The organism is Natronococcus roseus, assembly GCF_043677095.1.
Taxonomy (GTDB): Archaea; Halobacteriota; Halobacteria; order Halobacteriales; family Natrialbaceae; genus Natronococcus; species Natronococcus roseus.
Map to the genome: position 1 here is coordinate 149,670 of NZ_JBHLJR010000001.1, position 16,586 is coordinate 166,255.

At 64.8% G+C, this 16,586-nt stretch carries 20 protein-coding genes; 9 read left to right on the forward strand and 11 right to left on the reverse strand.

The window, feature by feature from the left end; all coding sequences use genetic code 11:
• The gene (locus tag ACFEMD_RS00810; protein ID WP_278290979.1) at window positions 1-438 is read left to right on the forward strand and encodes a DUF7112 family protein; all 438 of its coding nucleotides are present in this window, start codon (window positions 1-3) and stop codon (window positions 436-438) included.
• A 17-nt stretch (window positions 439-455) separates the two neighbouring features.
• Here the strand turns inward: ACFEMD_RS00810 and ACFEMD_RS00815 are convergent, their stop codons facing one another.
• The 8 genes from ACFEMD_RS00815 to ACFEMD_RS00850 form a co-directional block, all read right to left on the reverse strand.
• Entirely contained in the window at window positions 456-956 is a 501-nt protein-coding gene (locus ACFEMD_RS00815) for a helix-turn-helix transcriptional regulator (protein WP_394738981.1), read from the reverse strand.
• 355 nt (window positions 957-1,311) lie between these two features.
• On the reverse strand, window positions 1,312-1,743 hold the full coding sequence (locus tag ACFEMD_RS00820; protein WP_394738982.1) for a FlaD/FlaE family flagellar protein: 432 nt from the start codon (window positions 1,741-1,743) through the stop codon (window positions 1,312-1,314).
• A gap of 63 nt (window positions 1,744-1,806) precedes the next feature.
• Window positions 1,807-3,573, reverse strand: coding sequence for an archaellar assembly protein FlaJ (flaJ, locus tag ACFEMD_RS00825; RefSeq protein WP_394738983.1), 1,767 nt, complete (start codon window positions 3,571-3,573; stop codon window positions 1,807-1,809).
• 1 nt (window position 3,574) lies between these two features.
• Entirely contained in the window at window positions 3,575-5,260 is a 1,686-nt protein-coding gene (locus ACFEMD_RS00830; RefSeq protein ID WP_394738984.1) for a type II/IV secretion system ATPase subunit, read from the reverse strand.
• Window position 5,261: 1 nt separating this feature from the next.
• Window positions 5,262-5,990: an ATPase domain-containing protein gene (locus ACFEMD_RS00835; protein ID WP_394738985.1), complete on the reverse strand. Its 729-nt coding sequence runs from the start codon at window positions 5,988-5,990 to the stop codon at window positions 5,262-5,264.
• Between the two features lie 2 nt (window positions 5,991-5,992).
• On the reverse strand, window positions 5,993-6,466 hold the full coding sequence (locus tag ACFEMD_RS00840) for a flagellar protein G (protein WP_394738986.1): 474 nt from the start codon (window positions 6,464-6,466) through the stop codon (window positions 5,993-5,995).
• Between the two features lies 1 nt (window position 6,467).
• The gene (locus ACFEMD_RS00845; protein ID WP_394738987.1) at window positions 6,468-6,899 is read right to left on the reverse strand and encodes a flagellin; all 432 of its coding nucleotides are present in this window, start codon (window positions 6,897-6,899) and stop codon (window positions 6,468-6,470) included.
• A 17-nt stretch (window positions 6,900-6,916) separates the two neighbouring features.
• Window positions 6,917-7,957, reverse strand: a complete 1,041-nt coding sequence (locus tag ACFEMD_RS00850; RefSeq protein WP_394738988.1) for a FlaD/FlaE family flagellar protein — start codon at window positions 7,955-7,957, stop codon at window positions 6,917-6,919.
• A 400-nt stretch (window positions 7,958-8,357) separates the two neighbouring features.
• Between ACFEMD_RS00850 and ACFEMD_RS00855 the strand changes: the two genes are divergently transcribed.
• From ACFEMD_RS00855 to ACFEMD_RS00885, 7 genes are all read left to right on the forward strand, one after another.
• The gene (locus tag ACFEMD_RS00855) at window positions 8,358-9,038 is read left to right on the forward strand and encodes an archaellin/type IV pilin N-terminal domain-containing protein (RefSeq protein ID WP_394738989.1); all 681 of its coding nucleotides are present in this window, start codon (window positions 8,358-8,360) and stop codon (window positions 9,036-9,038) included.
• A 3-nt stretch (window positions 9,039-9,041) separates the two neighbouring features.
• Window positions 9,042-9,977 (forward strand): archaellin/type IV pilin N-terminal domain-containing protein, encoded by a 936-nt coding sequence (locus ACFEMD_RS00860; RefSeq protein ID WP_394738990.1) that lies wholly within the window; start codon window positions 9,042-9,044, stop codon window positions 9,975-9,977.
• A 176-nt stretch (window positions 9,978-10,153) separates the two neighbouring features.
• A complete protein-coding gene (locus ACFEMD_RS00865; protein ID WP_394738991.1) occupies window positions 10,154-10,801 on the forward strand; it encodes a twin-arginine translocation signal domain-containing protein in 648 nt (215 codons plus the stop codon).
• Between the two features lie 6 nt (window positions 10,802-10,807).
• The gene (locus ACFEMD_RS00870) at window positions 10,808-11,215 is read left to right on the forward strand and encodes a DUF7500 family protein (RefSeq protein WP_394738992.1); all 408 of its coding nucleotides are present in this window, start codon (window positions 10,808-10,810) and stop codon (window positions 11,213-11,215) included.
• 37 nt (window positions 11,216-11,252) lie between these two features.
• Complete coding sequence (locus tag ACFEMD_RS00875; protein ID WP_394738993.1) at window positions 11,253-11,681, forward strand: DUF5807 family protein; 429 nt, start codon at window positions 11,253-11,255, stop codon at window positions 11,679-11,681.
• 137 nt (window positions 11,682-11,818) lie between these two features.
• Window positions 11,819-12,517: a hypothetical protein gene (locus tag ACFEMD_RS00880; protein ID WP_394738994.1), complete on the forward strand. Its 699-nt coding sequence runs from the start codon at window positions 11,819-11,821 to the stop codon at window positions 12,515-12,517.
• A gap of 44 nt (window positions 12,518-12,561) precedes the next feature.
• The gene (locus ACFEMD_RS00885; RefSeq protein ID WP_394738995.1) at window positions 12,562-13,020 is read left to right on the forward strand and encodes a MaoC family dehydratase; all 459 of its coding nucleotides are present in this window, start codon (window positions 12,562-12,564) and stop codon (window positions 13,018-13,020) included.
• A 56-nt stretch (window positions 13,021-13,076) separates the two neighbouring features.
• Here ACFEMD_RS00885 and ACFEMD_RS00890 read toward each other — a convergent pair whose 3' ends face one another.
• On the reverse strand, window positions 13,077-14,318 hold the full coding sequence (locus tag ACFEMD_RS00890; RefSeq protein WP_394738996.1) for a DHH family phosphoesterase: 1,242 nt from the start codon (window positions 14,316-14,318) through the stop codon (window positions 13,077-13,079).
• Window positions 14,319-14,375: 57 nt separating this feature from the next.
• Window positions 14,376-14,822 carry a universal stress protein gene (locus tag ACFEMD_RS00895; protein WP_394738997.1) on the reverse strand — a complete coding sequence of 149 codons (447 nt, stop codon included), beginning with the start codon at window positions 14,820-14,822 and terminating at the stop codon, window positions 14,376-14,378.
• Window positions 14,823-14,965: 143 nt separating this feature from the next.
• On the opposite strand from ACFEMD_RS00895, the gene ACFEMD_RS00900 reads away from it, so the two are divergent.
• Window positions 14,966-15,424: a universal stress protein gene (locus tag ACFEMD_RS00900; RefSeq protein WP_394738998.1), complete on the forward strand. Its 459-nt coding sequence runs from the start codon at window positions 14,966-14,968 to the stop codon at window positions 15,422-15,424.
• Window positions 15,425-16,022: 598 nt separating this feature from the next.
• On the opposite strand, the gene ACFEMD_RS00905 is transcribed toward ACFEMD_RS00900, so the two are convergent.
• Window positions 16,023-16,586 (reverse strand): GNAT family N-acetyltransferase, encoded by a 564-nt coding sequence (locus ACFEMD_RS00905; protein WP_394738999.1) that lies wholly within the window; start codon window positions 16,584-16,586, stop codon window positions 16,023-16,025.

Consider the following 16,586-nt stretch of genomic DNA (forward strand, 5'->3'; position numbering starts at 1 on the left):
ATGGCAGACAGAATCTCGAGTGACCACCCGTCAGTCCGAACCGTTCGCTCGACGTGTACCGAGACGGCAACGGGAACCAAACTCGACGTTCCGGCCGAGGATCGCGAGGCGTTCGTCCACGACGAGGTCGTCCGCGTCGTCCTCGACGGGAGCGAGCGGTTCGCGCGAATCGAACGCGCCCTCACGGGCGAGGAGCTGTCGGTTCCGGGCGTCTACGACACACCCGAGATGGCCCGAAACCCCGGCGAGGGAACGGACCGCCTCGAGGAGTGGATCGACGACCACGGGATACGCTCGGGCGGATCGGTGCTGATCGACGTCGTCGAACCCGAATTTCTCTACGGGCTCAGAGCGCCCGGCGAGACGAACTTCTACGACGCCCGCGAACCGCCGAGCGACAGTTTGAGCGATATCGCCGACGGGCTGGGGTCGGAGTAGCGGCTGAGCGAGAGCGCTCACTCCGAATCCGCGGCCGGATAGGAGGAGAGAAACCGATCCAGCAACAGCCCGAAGGCGAGGTGCTGGGTCATCGTTCGCTCGAGGGTCGCGCGGACGTAGGCCTCGTCGACGACGGAGTACTCCTTCGTTCGAACCTTCGCATGCATCGACAGCACGTCCTCCTCCTCGAGTTCGTGCAGACAGGGGTAGACCGTCCCGGGACTGAGCTGGGCGTCGAACGCTTCGGTTAGATCCGCGAGCAGCTCCTTTCCGTGTGTCGACCCGTGGACGCAGACGAGCACGAGCAACAGCTCCTCGAGGTTTTCTTTGATCAGCGACTCGTCGAACGCGACCTCCTCGGTCGCGAGCGCGGCGGTTACTTGATCGAACAGTTCGTCGAGTTCGTGGTCCGTCGTCCCCGGCTCGGCCGCACCGAGGCCGGCAGCGTCGATGCTTCCGGTTTCGGCACTCGAGCGTTCGTCGAACGCGGACGCGACGGAGGAGTCGTGTTTACTCATTGATGATCACGGGGTGTCGCGGCTGGGCCACCGTCGGGACCGACGACGTCGCGGCGCGACGATCGCGTTCGTCCGACAGTCGTTTCGGTCCGACGCGTTGTGGTGATCCCGGGCGGTTCCGAGAGGTGCGGAGTTGTGCCCATCCGACTACTGGTTCCTCGTATCGGAACGTAATAAGTAACAGGGTTCTTTACTTTCATTATTTAGTTAACTAGTGGCGGATAAAATGCTCGAAACGGCGCTCCGGGCCGATTCGGCTGGGGATGGAGCATCGGTCGACGCGCCAGCTACGGCTGCCGCTCCGGTTTCGTAGTAATTCCTGAACGTTCTACCGACGGAGAAGTGCCGATCCGGGTTACTCGTCGACGACGCCGACGACGTCACCGACGTCCGCCGATCGGTCGTCGAGCTGTCGGTCGATCCGCTGGTCGGCCATCCGTCCGACCAGCACGTCGTCGGCCAGGCTCTCCCCGTTGATGCGGGCCACGTAGGCGAGACTTCGCGCGTGTGCGGCGAAGGCGCTTCCCTCGAGCGAGTCGATCGGCGAGGCGACGTCGTCGTCGTCGTCGGGGTGGGCGGCGTCGCCCCGCGAGACGCCACGGACGTAGGCGACGAGTTGCTCGCGGGCGCGCGGGCCGATCCAGCCCAGTTCCTCGTAGTAGCGCAGGCAGTTCAGCGCCCCCGTCGTTCCGAACCGGTCGGTGAGATATCGCACCCACTCGATCGTTACGTCCGTCCGATCGGTCGGTCCGTCGAGCGTCTCGAGGTACGGCGTCATTTTTGTCATTTCTACTGAACGTATCTTCACCCGAGAGACAAGAAGATTCGCTCGATTACGAGCGCTGAGCCGTCAGACGGCGACGACGAACTCGACGAGGTACTGCGTCGCGGCGGCGACGACCGCACCGACCCAGGTGAGGAGGACGAAGTGTACCAGCCCGCTGATGAGGTGGCCGCGGTCCGTGAGCCGGATGATGACCGCCGACAGCGCCGCGTTGAGCAGGATGGTAAACGACAGCAGGTACTCGATGGCCGCGATGTTGTACTGTTCGGTGTGGAGCAGGCCGTCGGTGAAATCGCCCGGTGCCGGTCCGCCGGCGACGTTGCTCTCGGGGTCTTCGGTGTCGTCGAACTCCATCTCCGTGGTGATATCCATCATGATGTCGACGATTTCGAGCCCGATGAAGAAGGCAAAGACGCTCGCGGCGGTGATCCCGTACAGGACGCCGATGAGGGTCATCGTCTCCTGCTGGCGCTGCTCGCGGACCTTCAGCACCTGGTTGTAGTTCTTGCTGATGAGCTGACCCAGCAGCTTCGGATCGCCTCCCATCCGGCGGCCGACGACGTACATATCGCCGAACTTCTGGATGAGGTACGAGCCGGTCTCGGCGGCAAACAGCCGCCAGGATCGGACGCCGTCGATCCGCATGTTGAGCCGCTTGTACAGCGCGTCGATGTTCGCCGTCAGCGCGCCGAAGTCCTTGTGGCGCAGGCTCGAGAGGACGCTGCTCGTCGAGGTCTGTTTGACGCTCTCGATGGCGCCGAGCGTCCGGACGAAGCTCGGGAACTCGCCGTCGCGGATCTTGACCCGCTGTTCCTCCCGTCGCATCTTCCACCCGGGGTACAGAAGCGGCGTCACCGGGACCGCAAGCAGGATCGGCAGCGGGACGTCGAGGTCGGGCACCGGTACGAACCCGAACAGTGCGACGAGGACGCCGAGCGCCAGCACGGCGCTCGTTCCGACGCCGATCGCCAGCGCGGTCGGGATCCCGTCGGTCGGACCGAAGCCGGCGGTCTCCTCGAGGTACCAGACCGGGTCGGCGGGCGCGATGAGGTGGATCGCGTAGACGAACCCGAGCTGGACGATCAGGAACATGACGATCGTGCCGGCGATCAGCAGCGTCGGGTTCGCGCCGACGAGGATCGGGAGGACGATCGCGAACACGAGGACGAACGCGACCGACAGCATCATCGACATGTACAGCTCCTTCATCACGTCCAGTTTCGCCAGGTCGGCCTCGTAGCGGGTGACGAACTGCTGGATGATCGTGTCCTGCTCGTCGATCAGGAACTCGCTGATCTGTTGGCCGCCGCCGACCGTGTACGCGAGTCGCTCGAGGAAGTCCGTCAGCAGCGGGCTCGCGGTCTGTTTGGCCCGTATTCGACAGGCGTCGTCGAGGCTCATGTTCCAGGTGTCGACCATCGCGACGAGGTGTCCCATCTCGTCGGCCAGCGCGTCGTACTCCTCCTCCTCGGCCAGGGTGCGAAAGATCTCGACGCGGTTGATGTTCGTCATCGAGAGCACCGTGATGTGGGTCAGAAAGAGGTGAAAGCGCTGTCGGACCTGCTTGCGTTTGCGCTCCTGGAGCAGCTTCGGGTAGCTGACCGCGACGGCGACCCCGAGCAGTCCGAGCAGGACGACCGGGAGCGTCAGCAACAGGGGGAGACCCAGCAGCAGCGCCAGCACGGGGGTAAACAGGAAGAACCCGACCGCGGGCGCGACGACGAACAGGAGGTACCGTTCGGTCGAGAACCCCATCTGTTCGTAGGCCATCCCGAGCTCGCGAAGCGCCGAGCGGGCGGCGAGCTCCGGCGACGACTGGGTCTCCGAGGACATGTTAGGCGAACTGATCGAGCCCCCTGATCCGAACCGGCAGCCCCTGCAGGCCGTCGCGCTGGAAGTCGGCGATCGCTCGGTTGACCTCGTGGTAGCCGAGCACGTCGGCGTCGATCAGCTGGCGGACGATCTCCGCACGGCGGTCGAGCTCGTCGTAGATCCGGCGGGTGTCCTGGTAGCCCAGCAGCGTCGCGATCTGTTCCTCGAGGACGTAGGAGTTGTTCCGACCCGTAAACGAGACGTCGTCATCCCTTGGATCCCAGCGAAAGGCCTGCCGGGTGACGACGCCGCCCTCGTAGTCGGAGTAGCCCTCGATCTCCTGGACCGAGGTGACCCGACGGAGGACGTCGTCGCCCTGCTTGACCCGGTTCTGGAACAGCGCGACGTCGCAGTTGTCCATGAACGTCTCCGGGACGTTTATCGGACTTCCCGTAAAGCGCTGGATCATCGAGACGATGTCGCTGGCGTGGAAGGTCAGCATGACGGGGTGGCCGGTCTGGGCGGCCTGGAACGCCATCTGGCCCTCCTCGCCGCGGACCTCGCCGACGACGATGTAGTCGGGTCGCGAACGGAGCGCGGCCGCGACCAGGTCGAACATGTCGACGTCGGCGCTCTCGTCGCCCGACCCCTCCCGGGTCAGGAGCTGCTGCCAGGTGTCGTGGGGCGGGATTACCTCCGCGGTGTCCTCGGCGGTGTAGATCTTCGCGTCCCGCGGGATAAACGAGAGCGCGGCGTTCAGCGTCGTCGTCTTCCCCGAGGCGGTCTCGCCGACGACGAACACCGTCTGCTCGTTCTCGAGACAGAGCCAGAGGTAGGCCGCAAGCTCGGGGCTGAGCGTGCCCCACTTCGTGATCTGGAGGATCGAGAGGGGGACCTCCTCGCCCTGTCGGATCGTCAGCGAGGGACCCTGCACCGAGACGTCGTCGGAGTAGATGATGTTGATCCGGGAGCCGTCGGGCAGCGTCGCGTCGATCACCGGATCGGAGTCGCTGACGGGGTGGTCCATCCGTTCACCCATGTTTCGGAGCCACTGTTCGAACTCCGCGGGCGTGCCGAAGTCGACGGTCGCCTCGATCATCCCGTAGGTGCCGTGGTCGAGGTAACACTGGTCGGGACCGATGACGTGGATGTCCTCGTTGGCCGTGTCGGTCATCACCGGCTCGAGCGGGCCGAGGCCGACGATGTCGCGCTGGAGCTGGTAGCGCAGGCGGGAGAACTGCTCCTCGGTCACGGAGAGCGTGCTCGTCCCGAAGGCGTCGAACAGCCCGCCTGAACTCGGTTCCTCGGTCGCCCCGGAACCGATCTTGACGACCTCGTCTAACAGGGCGTCGATGTGTTCCTCGAACGCCTCGCTGTCGGTCGGGGCGGGCCGCGTGACGCTCTTGTCGAGGATCCGCTGGCGGATCTCATCGTACAGCTCCCCGTCGCCGTCCTCGAGGATCGGCTCGACGCAGTAGTACGTCGTCGAGATGCCCACGTCGCCGTGGACGTGACAGAAGATCGGCTCCTCGGGGGTGTAGATGACGTTCGGCCGGGGGGACTCCCAGCCGGGACCCGGCTCCTCGATCAGGACCGGGTACTCGTTGTGCTCGGCGTAGAACCCCTCGAGGTGTTCGTCCAGGTGGGGGTGGTCGTCGGCGAGGGCGGCCAGGTCGTCCTCGAGCCGCGGCGTTCCGAAGTCGGACATCTCAGGCGACCGTCCGGCTGATGATCGAGACGCCCCGTCCCTGCTGGACGCTGAAGCCGATCGTGTCGTCGACCGGGGCGTTCATGTTCTGGAACCGCCGGACGCGGATGCTCCGCCTGACCTCCTGGCCGACCGCCGTCGTTTCGATGTCGAAGTAGACGTCGGCGACGCTTCGCAGCGGGTGCAGGGCGTCCTCGGCGATCCCGCTCGGATCGACCGTCAGCACGATCGACTTGCCGCCTCTGGTCATCCGCCGGAGGAAGGTGACGAGCCGCTGGAGCACGCGGTTCTCCTCGCCGGCCGCGCTGCCGGCCTCGTAGTTGGGGTCGTGGCGCAACAGCGCCGAGAGCGTGTCGACGTAGACGACGTCGGCCCGCCAGAGTCGCTCGGCGTCGACTAGCCGGGCGAGCAGCTGGCGCGTCGGCCCCGCGTCGTGGGTGTCGACGTTCGCGTGCAGGAAGAGGAGCCGTTCGGCCAGCAGGAGGTCGACGACGTCGTAGGACAGCGAGTGCATCTGGTCGACGAACTCGCCTGCCTCGAGCTCGCTCGAGACGTAGCTGACGTCGGTCCCCTCGGTCGCCATCCCGTAGGCGAACCGCTGGGAGAGCGCGCTCTTGCCGGCGCCGTCCTCGCCCTCGATCAGTACGATGCTTCCGGTCGGGATGCCGTCGCCGACGGCGTTGTTCACCCGATCTCGATCCGTCAGTCCGATAGAGTAGTGGTCAGTCATGGTTAGGTTCGAAATTCGAACACCGCGCGGCTGTCGTTTTTCGTGACGACCGCCCGGTGTTCCTCGCCGGTCTCGAGGGTTCGATCGATCTCGAGTTCGGCGACGGCGCCCGATCGCCAGTGGTCGTCGTCGTGGATCTCGATCTCGAGTTCATCGCTCGAGACGTACTCGCCGTCGACGAGCACGTCGAGGCCGGTGCCGTCGCTGGCGAGGGTCTTCTCGCCGGTGTTTTTGACGTACAGGGTGACGGTGCCGTCGTCGCCGTCGTCCTCGTCGTCCTCGTCGTAGACGGCGTCGCTGCCCGCGTCGCTGATGATTGCGATGTCGGTGTCGATCGCGTCCGCGGTGTTGCCGGTCTGGGTGCTGACGGAGCTGCTTACGTCGGTCACCGTGGTCACGAGCGTCCCGGCGACGCCCGCGGCGACGATCATCGCCGCGATGAACAGGATCAGACTCGAGATCGAGGTGCTCGACACCTCAGACCGCCTCCGTGGTCGCGACGCCGTGTTCGGTGACCAGCTTGATCCGCTCGGGGTCGTCGGGGAGGGCGGAGTCGTCGACGGTGATCGTCAGCTCCTCCTCGGGGAGCCACAGCTCCTGGTCGGGCTCCCCGTCGACCTCGACGTCTCGGTCGTCGGGGATCGCGCCGTCGACCAGCAGCGTCGTATCCGCGGCCGACAGCGACGTCGAGCCGTCGTTTCTGGCGGTCACCATCAGCTCACCGTCCTCGGACGTGATCTCGACGTCGTCGATCGCGGTGTTGTGCGTCTCGAGGACACGGTCGTCCCGGTCCTCGATCGCATCCTGGCGTAAGTCTTGTGCCGCCTGCAGGGTCGGATACGCCACGCTGACGGCGACGAGAACGCCGATGAGGAGGATCGCGGTCGCGCCACTGGTGCTGAAGCCCATCTTCGATCACCCACTCGTCAGGGCTCGACGGTTCGCCTGATCTCGCGAATTTCCCGAAGCTGCATCACGTAGGCGTAGCTGTCGGCGTGGTCGTCGGCCGTCAGCTCCGCGGTCCCCGCGGGGGCCGCGGCCTCGAGTCCCGGTCCCGCGAGGACGCCCTCGAGGTGGACCCGGACCTCCTCGTCGATCCAGCCGACCTCGACGTAGTACGACAGCGCCTCGAGGGTCGCCCGCGGTCCGCCCGCCTCGAGCAGGTCCGCGAGCCACTCGAAGACGACCACGTCGGTCGCGTAGGTGTCGGGCAGCTCCCGGAGTGCGGGCTCGTCGGGACTACGGCGCTCGAGCTGGGGTTCCGCGGTCGGCTCGGGCTCTTCGTCCTCGATCTCGTCGACGGGCTCGATCTCGACCTCGTCCTTGAGGTCGTCGAACGAGACCGTTTCGCCGTCGGCGTCGGCGCCGTCGGGGCGGTCGCCGCCGAAGACCTCGAACCCGTTGTCGGCCTCGCCCTCGCCGGTGAAGGGGTTGATGTCGTCGGTCACCTGATCGTACAGTCCCAGCAGTCGTCGCACGCGGTCGTTGAGCTCGTCGACCTGCGAGACCACCTGCTCCTGGGAGTCCTGGATCGCGTCCAGGCGCATCTCGGTGTCCTCGAGCGACTCCTCGAGGCCCTCGGTGCGGTAGTACAGCTCGTCGACCGCCTCCTCGTCGGGGCCGTCCTCGCCGCCGTCGGCCTCGGCCTCGTCGCTCGAGCGCGAGAAGGAGCTGGCCCAGCTGAGGTCGACGCCCCCCGAGTCGTCGTCGGGGTCGTCCAGCGGTGCGGGCTCGAGGGCGGCGAACTCGCCGTCTTCGTCCTCTGCGTCCTCGAGGGCGGCCTCGTCGTCGGCGTCCTCGAGGTCGCCGTCCTCGCCGTCTCCGTCCGCGAGGCTCTCGTCGAACTCCTCGAGTTCGGAGTCGAGCTCCTCGTCCCAGTCGGCGGGCTCGAGGCCCGCCGGCTCGGAATCGGCGTCGGACTTCCCGCGACCGAGCACCCGTAGCAGCCAGTTCAGTCCCGCGGCCATCCTATCGATCCTCCGTCGGTGCCCCGTCGCCGGCTTCGGCCGGCCCGTTCCCTATGATTCCTTGTTCGGACATACCCGCCTCTTGTGACAGGACCGCTAAAGTTCTCTCCACGAGTTCAGCGCTCGTTTCGAGCCGTGAGTCGAGACTCGAATCGAGACGTGAACTGACAACTACCTTGATTATCAACTCTCTTGAAATTAGGGCGGGGACGACCCCCTAAATCCGCGCTTCCGTCAGATTCGCCCGAGCCGGCCTCGAGCCCCGGTGCAGCTCTCAGCCCGCTGTCACGCAGTGTGGTCGCGGGGTGGCGCTCGAGTCGGCGGCCGCCTCTCGAGGTGGCTCGCGCACCCACACGGGTGCGCTCGGGGACGTGCGGGGCGCGGACACGAGACAGATACAATGTTCGAAACAATCGCAAACGAAGACGACCGCGGTCAGGTCGGGATCGGGACGCTCATCGTATTCATCGCGATGGTCCTGGTCGCGGCTATCGCCGCAGGTGTACTGATTAACACGGCTGGTTCGCTCCAGAGCCAGGCGTCAGATACCGGTTCAGAAACGCAAGAGGCAGTCGCGAATCAGATCGAAGTGGTTCACGCTGTCGGTGAGCTAGATACCGAAGACAGAGAGGACACCGATGGTGATCTCGGCATAGATGATGTAGATGAGGAGATCGTCCAGCACGTTGATCTAACGATCAAACAGTCGGCCGGGGCTCAAGCTATTGACCTCGAATCGATGACCGTCCAGTACACGAGTGCTGACGCATCTGAGACGCTTGTGTTTAGTGATGAGGATGAATTCGACACCGATCGAGATGGTGGTGACGCAGATGGTGCTGAAGAATTCATCACTGAGGACCTAACGGGTGATGATGGGAGCTCGCTTACAACTACTGACGAGCGAGTCAAGCTGTCGATCGACGTTGGTATGCTTGAAGCTGCAGCAACTGACGAGACTGCAGGTCTCGAAGGTGGCTCGAGTGCGACCATCGAACTCGTCGATCAGTCCGGTGCGCAGTACAGCTACGGTGTGAGTGTCCCGTCGACCTTCGGTGACGCGAGTGTTGTAGAGGTCTAACTAATGTTCGAAGCAATTATAGACAACAGTGACCGCGGTCAAGTCGGAATCGGTACCCTCATCGTGTTCATCGCGATGGTGCTGGTTGCGGCAATTGCAGCAGGCGTACTGATCAACACGGCTGGCTCCCTCCAGAGCCAGGCTTCCGATACGGGTTCTGAAACACAGGATGCGGTTGCGAATCAGATCGAAGTAGCGCATGCCGCCGGTAGCGTCGAAGAAGGCGGTGAATACATCGAAGAGGTCGATATGACGCTCATGAAATCGGCGGGAGCTAATGAAATTGACCTCGAATCGATGACTGCCCAGTATACCAGCTCACACACGGATACAACACTCACCCTGGATGATGATTCAGTGAGTACAACGCCACTTGCCGGAGACAACGATGGATCCTCGTTGATCACGACAGAGGACCGAGTACAGCTCACGCTCGATACGGCTGCTATTGAATCGGCAACCGATAATGGTGTGACTGGTGAGATGGATGTCGACTCTGAAGACGACATTGGAATTGAGGTTGAACTTCAAGATTACGAAGGCCTTAGCGATGTCGAAGGCGAAGATGATGTTGAGTTTGAAGTGACTATCGACAATAACGAAGATGAGGATATTACTGCTGACCTTCATCTTGAACTAGATGGCGATGAGGTAGACGATGAAGAAAGCGTCACCGCTAATAATGAAGAGGAAACTACTACCCTCACTGCTAGCGATGTCGAAGAAGGGACCTATGATTTCACCATTATTGCTGACCGGAATGGTGGAGATATAGATTTTGACGCGGACGACTACACGGGTGAATTCTCTGTTGGAGAGACGGGACTGATGCCCGGCTCGAGTGCAACGGTCGCGCTCGTTGACCAGTCCGGTGCACAGTTCACCTACGGTATCAGCGTCCCGTCGACCTTCGGTGACGCCACGGTTGTCGAGGTCTAATCTCGCAACCACACCGTATAGATAGCCTATTTGCCGCTTTTTTGTTCGACGTCGATACGCGAGGACTCGAGTTCGAACGCTACTAGTCGAGCGCAAGTAGCAGAGAACGTCCTCGAGCACAACTCACCACTCGATATCGTCCAGAGATTTTTACACATATACTAACCACTGGGAGTATGATCGACGATGGCACCTCGAGACGCCGCTTCATAGCCACAGCCGCCACCGCCGTAGCAACCGCAGGACTGGCCGGCTGCACCGGCTCCACCGGACAGATCCACCCGCAAGAACCGTCCGAGCCTCGAGAGGGCTCCCCGGAGGAGTTCTACTACTTCCTCGAGGACAACGACATCGCGGTCGAGGAACTCGCTCGAGAGGACGACGAACTGTTCCTGACCTACGACTCCGAGGCCGAGACGATCGACGAATCGGACGAGGAGATCATGGTGATCTACGAGGTGTACAAGCTGGCGCTGATCCACCGCGGCTCGGAGATCGAGTACCTCTACAGCGAGATCGCGGATCCCTTCGAGGAGCAGGCGCTTGGCTGGGGGATCGACAGCGAGTGGGTCCACCGGTTCGATAGCGACGAGGAGGGCGAGGGTAACGAGACCGACGCCAACGAGTCGACGAACTCGAGCGTGGGCAACGAGTCCGCCGAAGAGGAACTGGACATGGACCAGGTCACCCTCTGGAGCAACATCATGAACACCAAAGTGTACGAGGACGACGTCGAGGCCGTCGGCAACGAAAGCGACGCGAACGAGACCGCGGCCAACGCGACGAACGCGAGCGACGACGTCCTCGAGAACGAGAGCGACTGACCAGCCATGAGCGAGGACCTCCCATACGACGAGGGCGTGCTCACTCCCGAGGAGCTCTCGCTCGAGACCGACGCCGTCGACGAGCTCGAGGAGAACCGCTTTCTCGTTCGCTCCGAGGGCGACGACCCCTCGAGCGAGGCTCCAAGCACGGTGCTGACCGACGGCCGCGGCGCAGTCGAGCGCTCGAGCTCCGACGTCGGCAACGGACTGGCCGACGCCCCCGAGCCCCACGCGGTCGATATCGCGCTGAAGGTCGACGGCGAGGTCGCGCGCCACCGCGCGGCCTCGAGCGACGTCCGCGAGGTGTTCGCCGAGCTGCTGACCTGGTACGCGACCCAGCTCGACGACGACCTCTCGCCCGAGGCGACCCTGCGGCTGATGCTCGAGCACGCCGACCTCGACTCGAGGGGATGACGCGTCCTTTTTCCCGCTCGAGCGAGGATAGCGCCGTATGAGCAACCCACGCGAGGAGTTTCTGGCAGGGGAGCGTCCCGACGACGTCGCCCTGTTCCTGGCCGACTCGTACGTCGCGGACGAGCGCTTCGAGAAGTTCGGCGACCCCGTCGACGACGGGATCGTGATGATCGTCGACGGCGAGAGCGGGCGCAACGCGTTCAAGGCCGCAACCGACACCGACGCGATGGGCTTCGCCAAGACTGCGATGCAACAGGAAGGGAAGATCAACGACGACCTTACCAGCGGCGAGTGTCCCGACGCCGACGCGGACGGCGACCACGAACCCCAGTTCGTCTTCGCGTTCGCCGAGGAGCAAAACGAGGACGTCGGCGGGATCTACGCCGAGGGCGCGGTCGTCCACGCCTACGCGCAGTGTGCCTGCGGGACGGCCTACTCGGATCGCTGGAACGTCGCCGACTCGTAGCCACGACTCGTCGTTGCGACCGCAAATTTCGTACTCACGGCCGACGGCTCGAGCGCGCCACACCGACCGACGACCCGGACGGCGACGAGCAGCCGTAAGGACCAGCCTTTTCTCGACGACCCGACTAGAACCCTCTAATGAGTTCCTTCGAGACGCCACAGAAGACCGACCGCGGCTTCGGGCTGTCGCGCCGCGAGGTGACGGTCGTCGGCGGCGCGAGCAGCCTGATGGCCGTCACGATCGCGCTGATGTACGCCTTCGCGATGACCCCGATCGCCGAGATCAACCAGCTCGTGTTCTCGGTGCCGATCGCCGGCGTCGTCGTCTACGGCGCGGCGATCACGATCGGCGACCTGATCGCCGAACGGGGCGTCAAAAACGACAACATGGGAACGGCGTTTTTCGGAATGGTGATCCTCCAGGTCGCGTTCGCCGCCTTCGGTGCTGGCGTGATCGCCTTCGCCCCGCCGGATCTCCGGGTGACGATCCTCGGCGTCACGGCGGTCATCACCGCGATCATGATGGCCGTGATCTCGGGGTACGTCTATGCCCGCTCGATCACCTTCGAACACTGGGGTCGGTTCTCGACGTACGCCTTCATCGGCGGCGTGATCGCGATCCTCGTCGGTAGCTTCGTCCTGCCGGAGCTGCTGCTGGCCGGCTTCGCGCTGTTCTTCCTCGGCTTCGTCCTCCGACTCGGTTACGAAATCTGGCAGGTCCGGGACAACCACAACGCCTCGGTCGGCCTGCAGACCATCGGCGTTTACGTCGCCGTCGCCGGGGTGTTCGTCCACGTCCTGCAGCTCGTCCGGGCCTACGTCCTCTCCCAGCAGTAGCTCCCACCGGCCGATTTAGGTCCCCGTTCGTGGAACCGTTCGCCGTGACACGTTACTACGAGGATCTGACGGTTGGCGACGTTTTCGAAACCGGTGGCTACACCGTTACGAAGGAGGAAATCGTCGAGTTCGCCGAACAGTTCGATCCGCAGCCGTTCCACGTCGACGAGGAGGCAGCGGCGGAGTCGATGTTCGGCGAGCTGGTCGCCAGCGGGCTGCACACGCTCTGCCTGTCGGTTCGGCTGTTCGTCACCGACGTCGTCCAGGGCGAAAACGGCGTCGCGAACATGGGCGGGCTCGGGATGGACGACCTGCGGTGGCACGAGCCGGTCCGTCCCGGGGAGACGCTCCGCGTTCGCGTCGAAGTACTCGAGAAGAACCCGTCGGAGAGCCGATCCGATCGCGGCTACGTCACGTTCGGCAGGAGCGTCGTCGTCGACGACGCGACCGTGCTCTCGATCACCTCGTCGAACGTTATCCGGCGACGGGACGCCGGGAGGTAGTCGACTCCAACGACGAAAGCGAGAACGCGCCTTCGGCCCCGGTCGATCTCGAGGGACTACGCGTCGTCGGACGACTCGTCTTCGTCCGCTGACTCCGCAACGTCGCGGAACGCGTCGAGCAGCACCTGCTTCGCGACCGCGCCTCGAGAGGTCCAGTGCATCGCGTAGTCGAGCATGTCGTCGTAGATGTCGGGCTTGCAGCCCGCGGCCTTGGGGTGGCCGCCGCCGTTTACCTGCCCCGCAACCTCGTGGCAGCGCTCGAACTCGTCGGTTCCCCGAATGGAGGCCGAGCCGGCGGGTTTGACGATGATCGAGGCGTCGGCCCCGCGCTCGCGCATCGCCTCGGCGACCTCGTTTTGCGAGCAGCGCCCGTAGGTGATCCCCACGGTGTAGCCGCCGATCTCGCGGAACTCCGAGCGGCCGACGGCCTGCTCGATCAGGGCTTCCTTCTCGACGCGGCGCTCCGTCAGGAACTCCCCGACCCACTCGGGGAGGTCGACGCCGTACTCTCGGACGACCTCGACGTACTCGGCGGGGTCGGTCCAGTAGGCGTAGTCGGCCAGGTCGTCGCTGCGGGGATCCTCGCGAAGCCAGAGATCGTGATCCCGCGTCACCTCGGCCAGCTCCTCGTACATCGGGGAAAAGTCGTACTCGAGCGAGCGGTAGACGACGTCGGCCGAACACTCCTCCTCGGAGTCGCCGACGACGAGGTCGACGCCGGCCTCCCGAACCGCATCGGCGACGTCGTCGCCCCACTGGTGGTGGTCGTACCACGAAACCCGGTCGGCCGTCTCGAGGGCTGCATCGAGCTCCTCGTCGACGTACTCGTACCGATCGGGACAGAGGTCACAGACGAAGAGATCGATTCCCGGCTCGGCGTACTCGGCGACCCGCGCCAGCGCGTCCTCGACGTTGTGGGGACTCGCGGGGATGAGCGCGACGCCGTGGGGCGTCGGCTCGGGTTCGGCGAGCGGGTCGTCGGCCTCGCCTGCAGCGAGCGCGAGGTTCTCCTCGTGGGCGTCGTCGGCCGCTTCGGTATCCACATCGTCCTCCTCGTCCGTGTTGGGCTCCGGCACGTTCTGAACGTCGTCGTAGGCCTCACGGAGCAGGGCGACGCAGGCCAGCCCGTCGGCGTCGGCGTCGGCGACGACCGCGACCTCGGCGCCCTCGAGGGCCGCTTTGGTCTGTTCGTCCTCGAGATCCTCCTCTAAGTCGTCGGGGAGGAAGAAACCGGTTCCGGGGAGCACCGACTTGCGAGCGGTCGGCAAGTCGGCGCTGTCGATGAGATCCTCGTACATGCTCCCCACTGGGCGGGCTGGCCGGAAGTACCCGCCGATCGAGGACCCCGACCCGACTCAGGCCGCAGCGCCGTCGTCAGCGGTCTCGAGCTGGCGGACCGTCAGAACCGGCGCGGGCGAGCGACGAACGACCCGCTCGGCGACGCTGCCAAGCAGGAGGCGGTTCTCGCCGTGGCGGCCGCGGGTCCCGGTGGCGACGACGTCGGCGTCGACCTCCCGGACGTACTCGCAGATCTCGGAGGCGGGTCGGCCCTCCCGAACTGCGGTCGTCACCTCTCCGTCGGTTCGCTCCTCGACGGACGCGAGCGCGGCGTCGGCGGTCGTCTCGAGCGCCGTTCGAAGTTCCTCGCGGAGCTGTTCGGGCGAGGCGTCGACTTCGCTGGCGTCGATTACCGAGAGCACGTGGACCTCGGCGTCGAACTTGTCGGCGAGGTCGAGTGCGACGTCGACCGCGCGGCTGACGCTGTCGGAGCCGTCCGTGGCGACGACGACCGTATCGAACATAGCCGACACGTACGGGCGCCAGGGCTTAAACGCTCCCGTCGCGCTCGATTCCGGAGAACGACCGACCCGCACTCGGGACGCGGGGCTCCGCGAACCCGCCGCCGTGGGGAGTCTTTTTGACGCCGGAACACACACTGCCGCGTATGGATGCCAGCGAGTCGTTTACCGTCGACACGGTCCTCGCACCGGTCGACGGGAGCGAGGAATCCGCGACCGCCGTCGAGTACGCCGTCGCCGTCGCCGACCGCTACGACGCGTCGGTCCACGCGCTGTTCGTGCTCGGCCGCGGCGTCGTACAGGGGATAGACGCCGGCACCGTCGAGGAGGAGACCGTCGCCGACAGCACGCAGGGGTTCCTCGACGACATCAGTCACATCGCCGACAGCGAAGGCGTCTCGCTGTCGACGTCGGTCGACCACGGGTTCTCGACGACGCGAAAGACTCGGCATCCGGGTAACGTCGTCCTCGACACCGCCGACGCCGTCGACGCCGACTTCATCGTCCTGCCCCGAGAGCCCGTCACCGGCGCCTCGGCGGAGATCCTCGAGAAGGCCGCCGAGTACGTGCTGTCCTACGCCAGCCAGCCCGTCCTCTCGGTGTAGCGGGAGAGCGAAACACACTTTCGTCGCCTCGGATCCCGCTAATTCGGCCGTTATGTAGGTGTACGAATGGGCCGTCCGGTGTCGTGTCTGCAGCCCCAACTGACCACCGCTGGGCGGGACTGAAAGGGCTGGCGCGCTCGAGCGTTCCGACGACGCAAGCACGCGACTACAAGGAGCGCGCGCAGCGAGTCAGAACGCTCGAGAACGGCAGGGGCTTTCGCGGTGATACCGACGGAACAGACGCTACTCGCACGAACACAGGGGATCGCCACGCCCTCCCCAACCGATTCACTCACTCCCTGCGGTCGTTTGCTCATCCACTGGAAGACGCGCTGCGTCTTCCAAGCCGTTCGCTCGCATGGCTCGCGAAGACCTCGAGCAGTACCGTCGACCGTCCTCACTGGCGCTCACGGTTCCCTTCGGTTACCGTTCGTTTTCCGAGGTGCTCGCAGGCTCGCACCTCGCTACGTTCGGCCGGTCGACAGCGCGCGCCACCGCAGAAGGGATGGTTGGATCGTACTGATACGTCGTTCACTTGTACGGAACGAATCGCTGTGCCCGCTCGCACTCGGTCCTGTTCCCGAACAGATATCCGCCGTCAGTCGAGCAGGATCCCCATCTCCTGTTCGAAGTTCTCGGTGCCGGTGGGTTCGAACCCGACGCGTTCGTACAGCGCGATCGCGGGCGTGTTCCAGCGCTCGACGGTCAGCCAGACGTGGGTAATCCCCAGCTCGATCGCGTGCCCGAGCAGGTGTTTCAACAGCTGCGTCCCGATCCCCGACTGCTGGTAGGCCTGGAGGACGAAGATCGCCAGCTCCCACTCGACGTCGCCGACGTCCTCGATCGAACCGGGGTCGTCGGCGTCGGGGACGAGCACGGCGTGGCCGATCACGTCCTCGCCGTGTCGAGCGACGACGTTGACGCTGTGTTCGGCGATCGTCTCGAGCCAGTTGCGGATCCGATCCTCGCCCGTCGGCGGGATCCCCTGGGCGCGGTCGGTCGGATCGAACTCGGCGTACATCTCGACGGTGTCGTCGAGCACTTCGCCCTCGAACTCGTCGACGGCCCGGAACTCGATCTCCCGACCCGACTGATCCTCGGCGGTCGACGGCGGCGCGGGAAACGACCCCGATGCCGTGTCGGGATACACTCTCCCGGGCAT

What these genes read in the sequence shown, in the direction of transcription:
- ACFEMD_RS00810 (WP_278290979.1), top strand. Translation starts at nt 1, where the DNA reads ATGGCAGACAGAATCTCGAGTGACCACCCGTCAGTCCGAACCGTTCGC.
- ACFEMD_RS00815 (WP_394738981.1), bottom strand. Translation starts at nt 956, where the DNA reads ATGAGTAAACACGACTCCTCCGTCGCGTCCGCGTTCGACGAACGCTCG.
- ACFEMD_RS00820 (WP_394738982.1), bottom strand. Translation starts at nt 1,743, where the DNA reads ATGACAAAAATGACGCCGTACCTCGAGACGCTCGACGGACCGACCGAT.
- flaJ (WP_394738983.1), bottom strand. Translation starts at nt 3,573, where the DNA reads ATGTCCTCGGAGACCCAGTCGTCGCCGGAGCTCGCCGCCCGCTCGGCG.
- ACFEMD_RS00830 (WP_394738984.1), bottom strand. Translation starts at nt 5,260, where the DNA reads ATGTCCGACTTCGGAACGCCGCGGCTCGAGGACGACCTGGCCGCCCTC.
- ACFEMD_RS00835 (WP_394738985.1), bottom strand. Translation starts at nt 5,990, where the DNA reads ATGACTGACCACTACTCTATCGGACTGACGGATCGAGATCGGGTGAAC.
- ACFEMD_RS00845 (WP_394738987.1), bottom strand. Translation starts at nt 6,899, where the DNA reads ATGGGCTTCAGCACCAGTGGCGCGACCGCGATCCTCCTCATCGGCGTT.
- ACFEMD_RS00850 (WP_394738988.1), bottom strand. Translation starts at nt 7,957, where the DNA reads ATGGCCGCGGGACTGAACTGGCTGCTACGGGTGCTCGGTCGCGGGAAG.
- ACFEMD_RS00855 (WP_394738989.1), top strand. Translation starts at nt 8,358, where the DNA reads ATGTTCGAAACAATCGCAAACGAAGACGACCGCGGTCAGGTCGGGATC.
- ACFEMD_RS00860 (WP_394738990.1), top strand. Translation starts at nt 9,042, where the DNA reads ATGTTCGAAGCAATTATAGACAACAGTGACCGCGGTCAAGTCGGAATC.
- ACFEMD_RS00865 (WP_394738991.1), top strand. Translation starts at nt 10,154, where the DNA reads ATGATCGACGATGGCACCTCGAGACGCCGCTTCATAGCCACAGCCGCC.
- ACFEMD_RS00870 (WP_394738992.1), top strand. Translation starts at nt 10,808, where the DNA reads ATGAGCGAGGACCTCCCATACGACGAGGGCGTGCTCACTCCCGAGGAG.
- ACFEMD_RS00875 (WP_394738993.1), top strand. Translation starts at nt 11,253, where the DNA reads ATGAGCAACCCACGCGAGGAGTTTCTGGCAGGGGAGCGTCCCGACGAC.
- ACFEMD_RS00880 (WP_394738994.1), top strand. Translation starts at nt 11,819, where the DNA reads ATGAGTTCCTTCGAGACGCCACAGAAGACCGACCGCGGCTTCGGGCTG.
- ACFEMD_RS00890 (WP_394738996.1), bottom strand. Translation starts at nt 14,318, where the DNA reads ATGTACGAGGATCTCATCGACAGCGCCGACTTGCCGACCGCTCGCAAG.
- ACFEMD_RS00895 (WP_394738997.1), bottom strand. Translation starts at nt 14,822, where the DNA reads ATGTTCGATACGGTCGTCGTCGCCACGGACGGCTCCGACAGCGTCAGC.
- ACFEMD_RS00900 (WP_394738998.1), top strand. Translation starts at nt 14,966, where the DNA reads ATGGATGCCAGCGAGTCGTTTACCGTCGACACGGTCCTCGCACCGGTC.
- ACFEMD_RS00905 (WP_394738999.1), bottom strand. Translation starts at nt 16,586, where the DNA reads ATGCCCGGGAGAGTGTATCCCGACACGGCATCGGGGTCGTTTCCCGCG.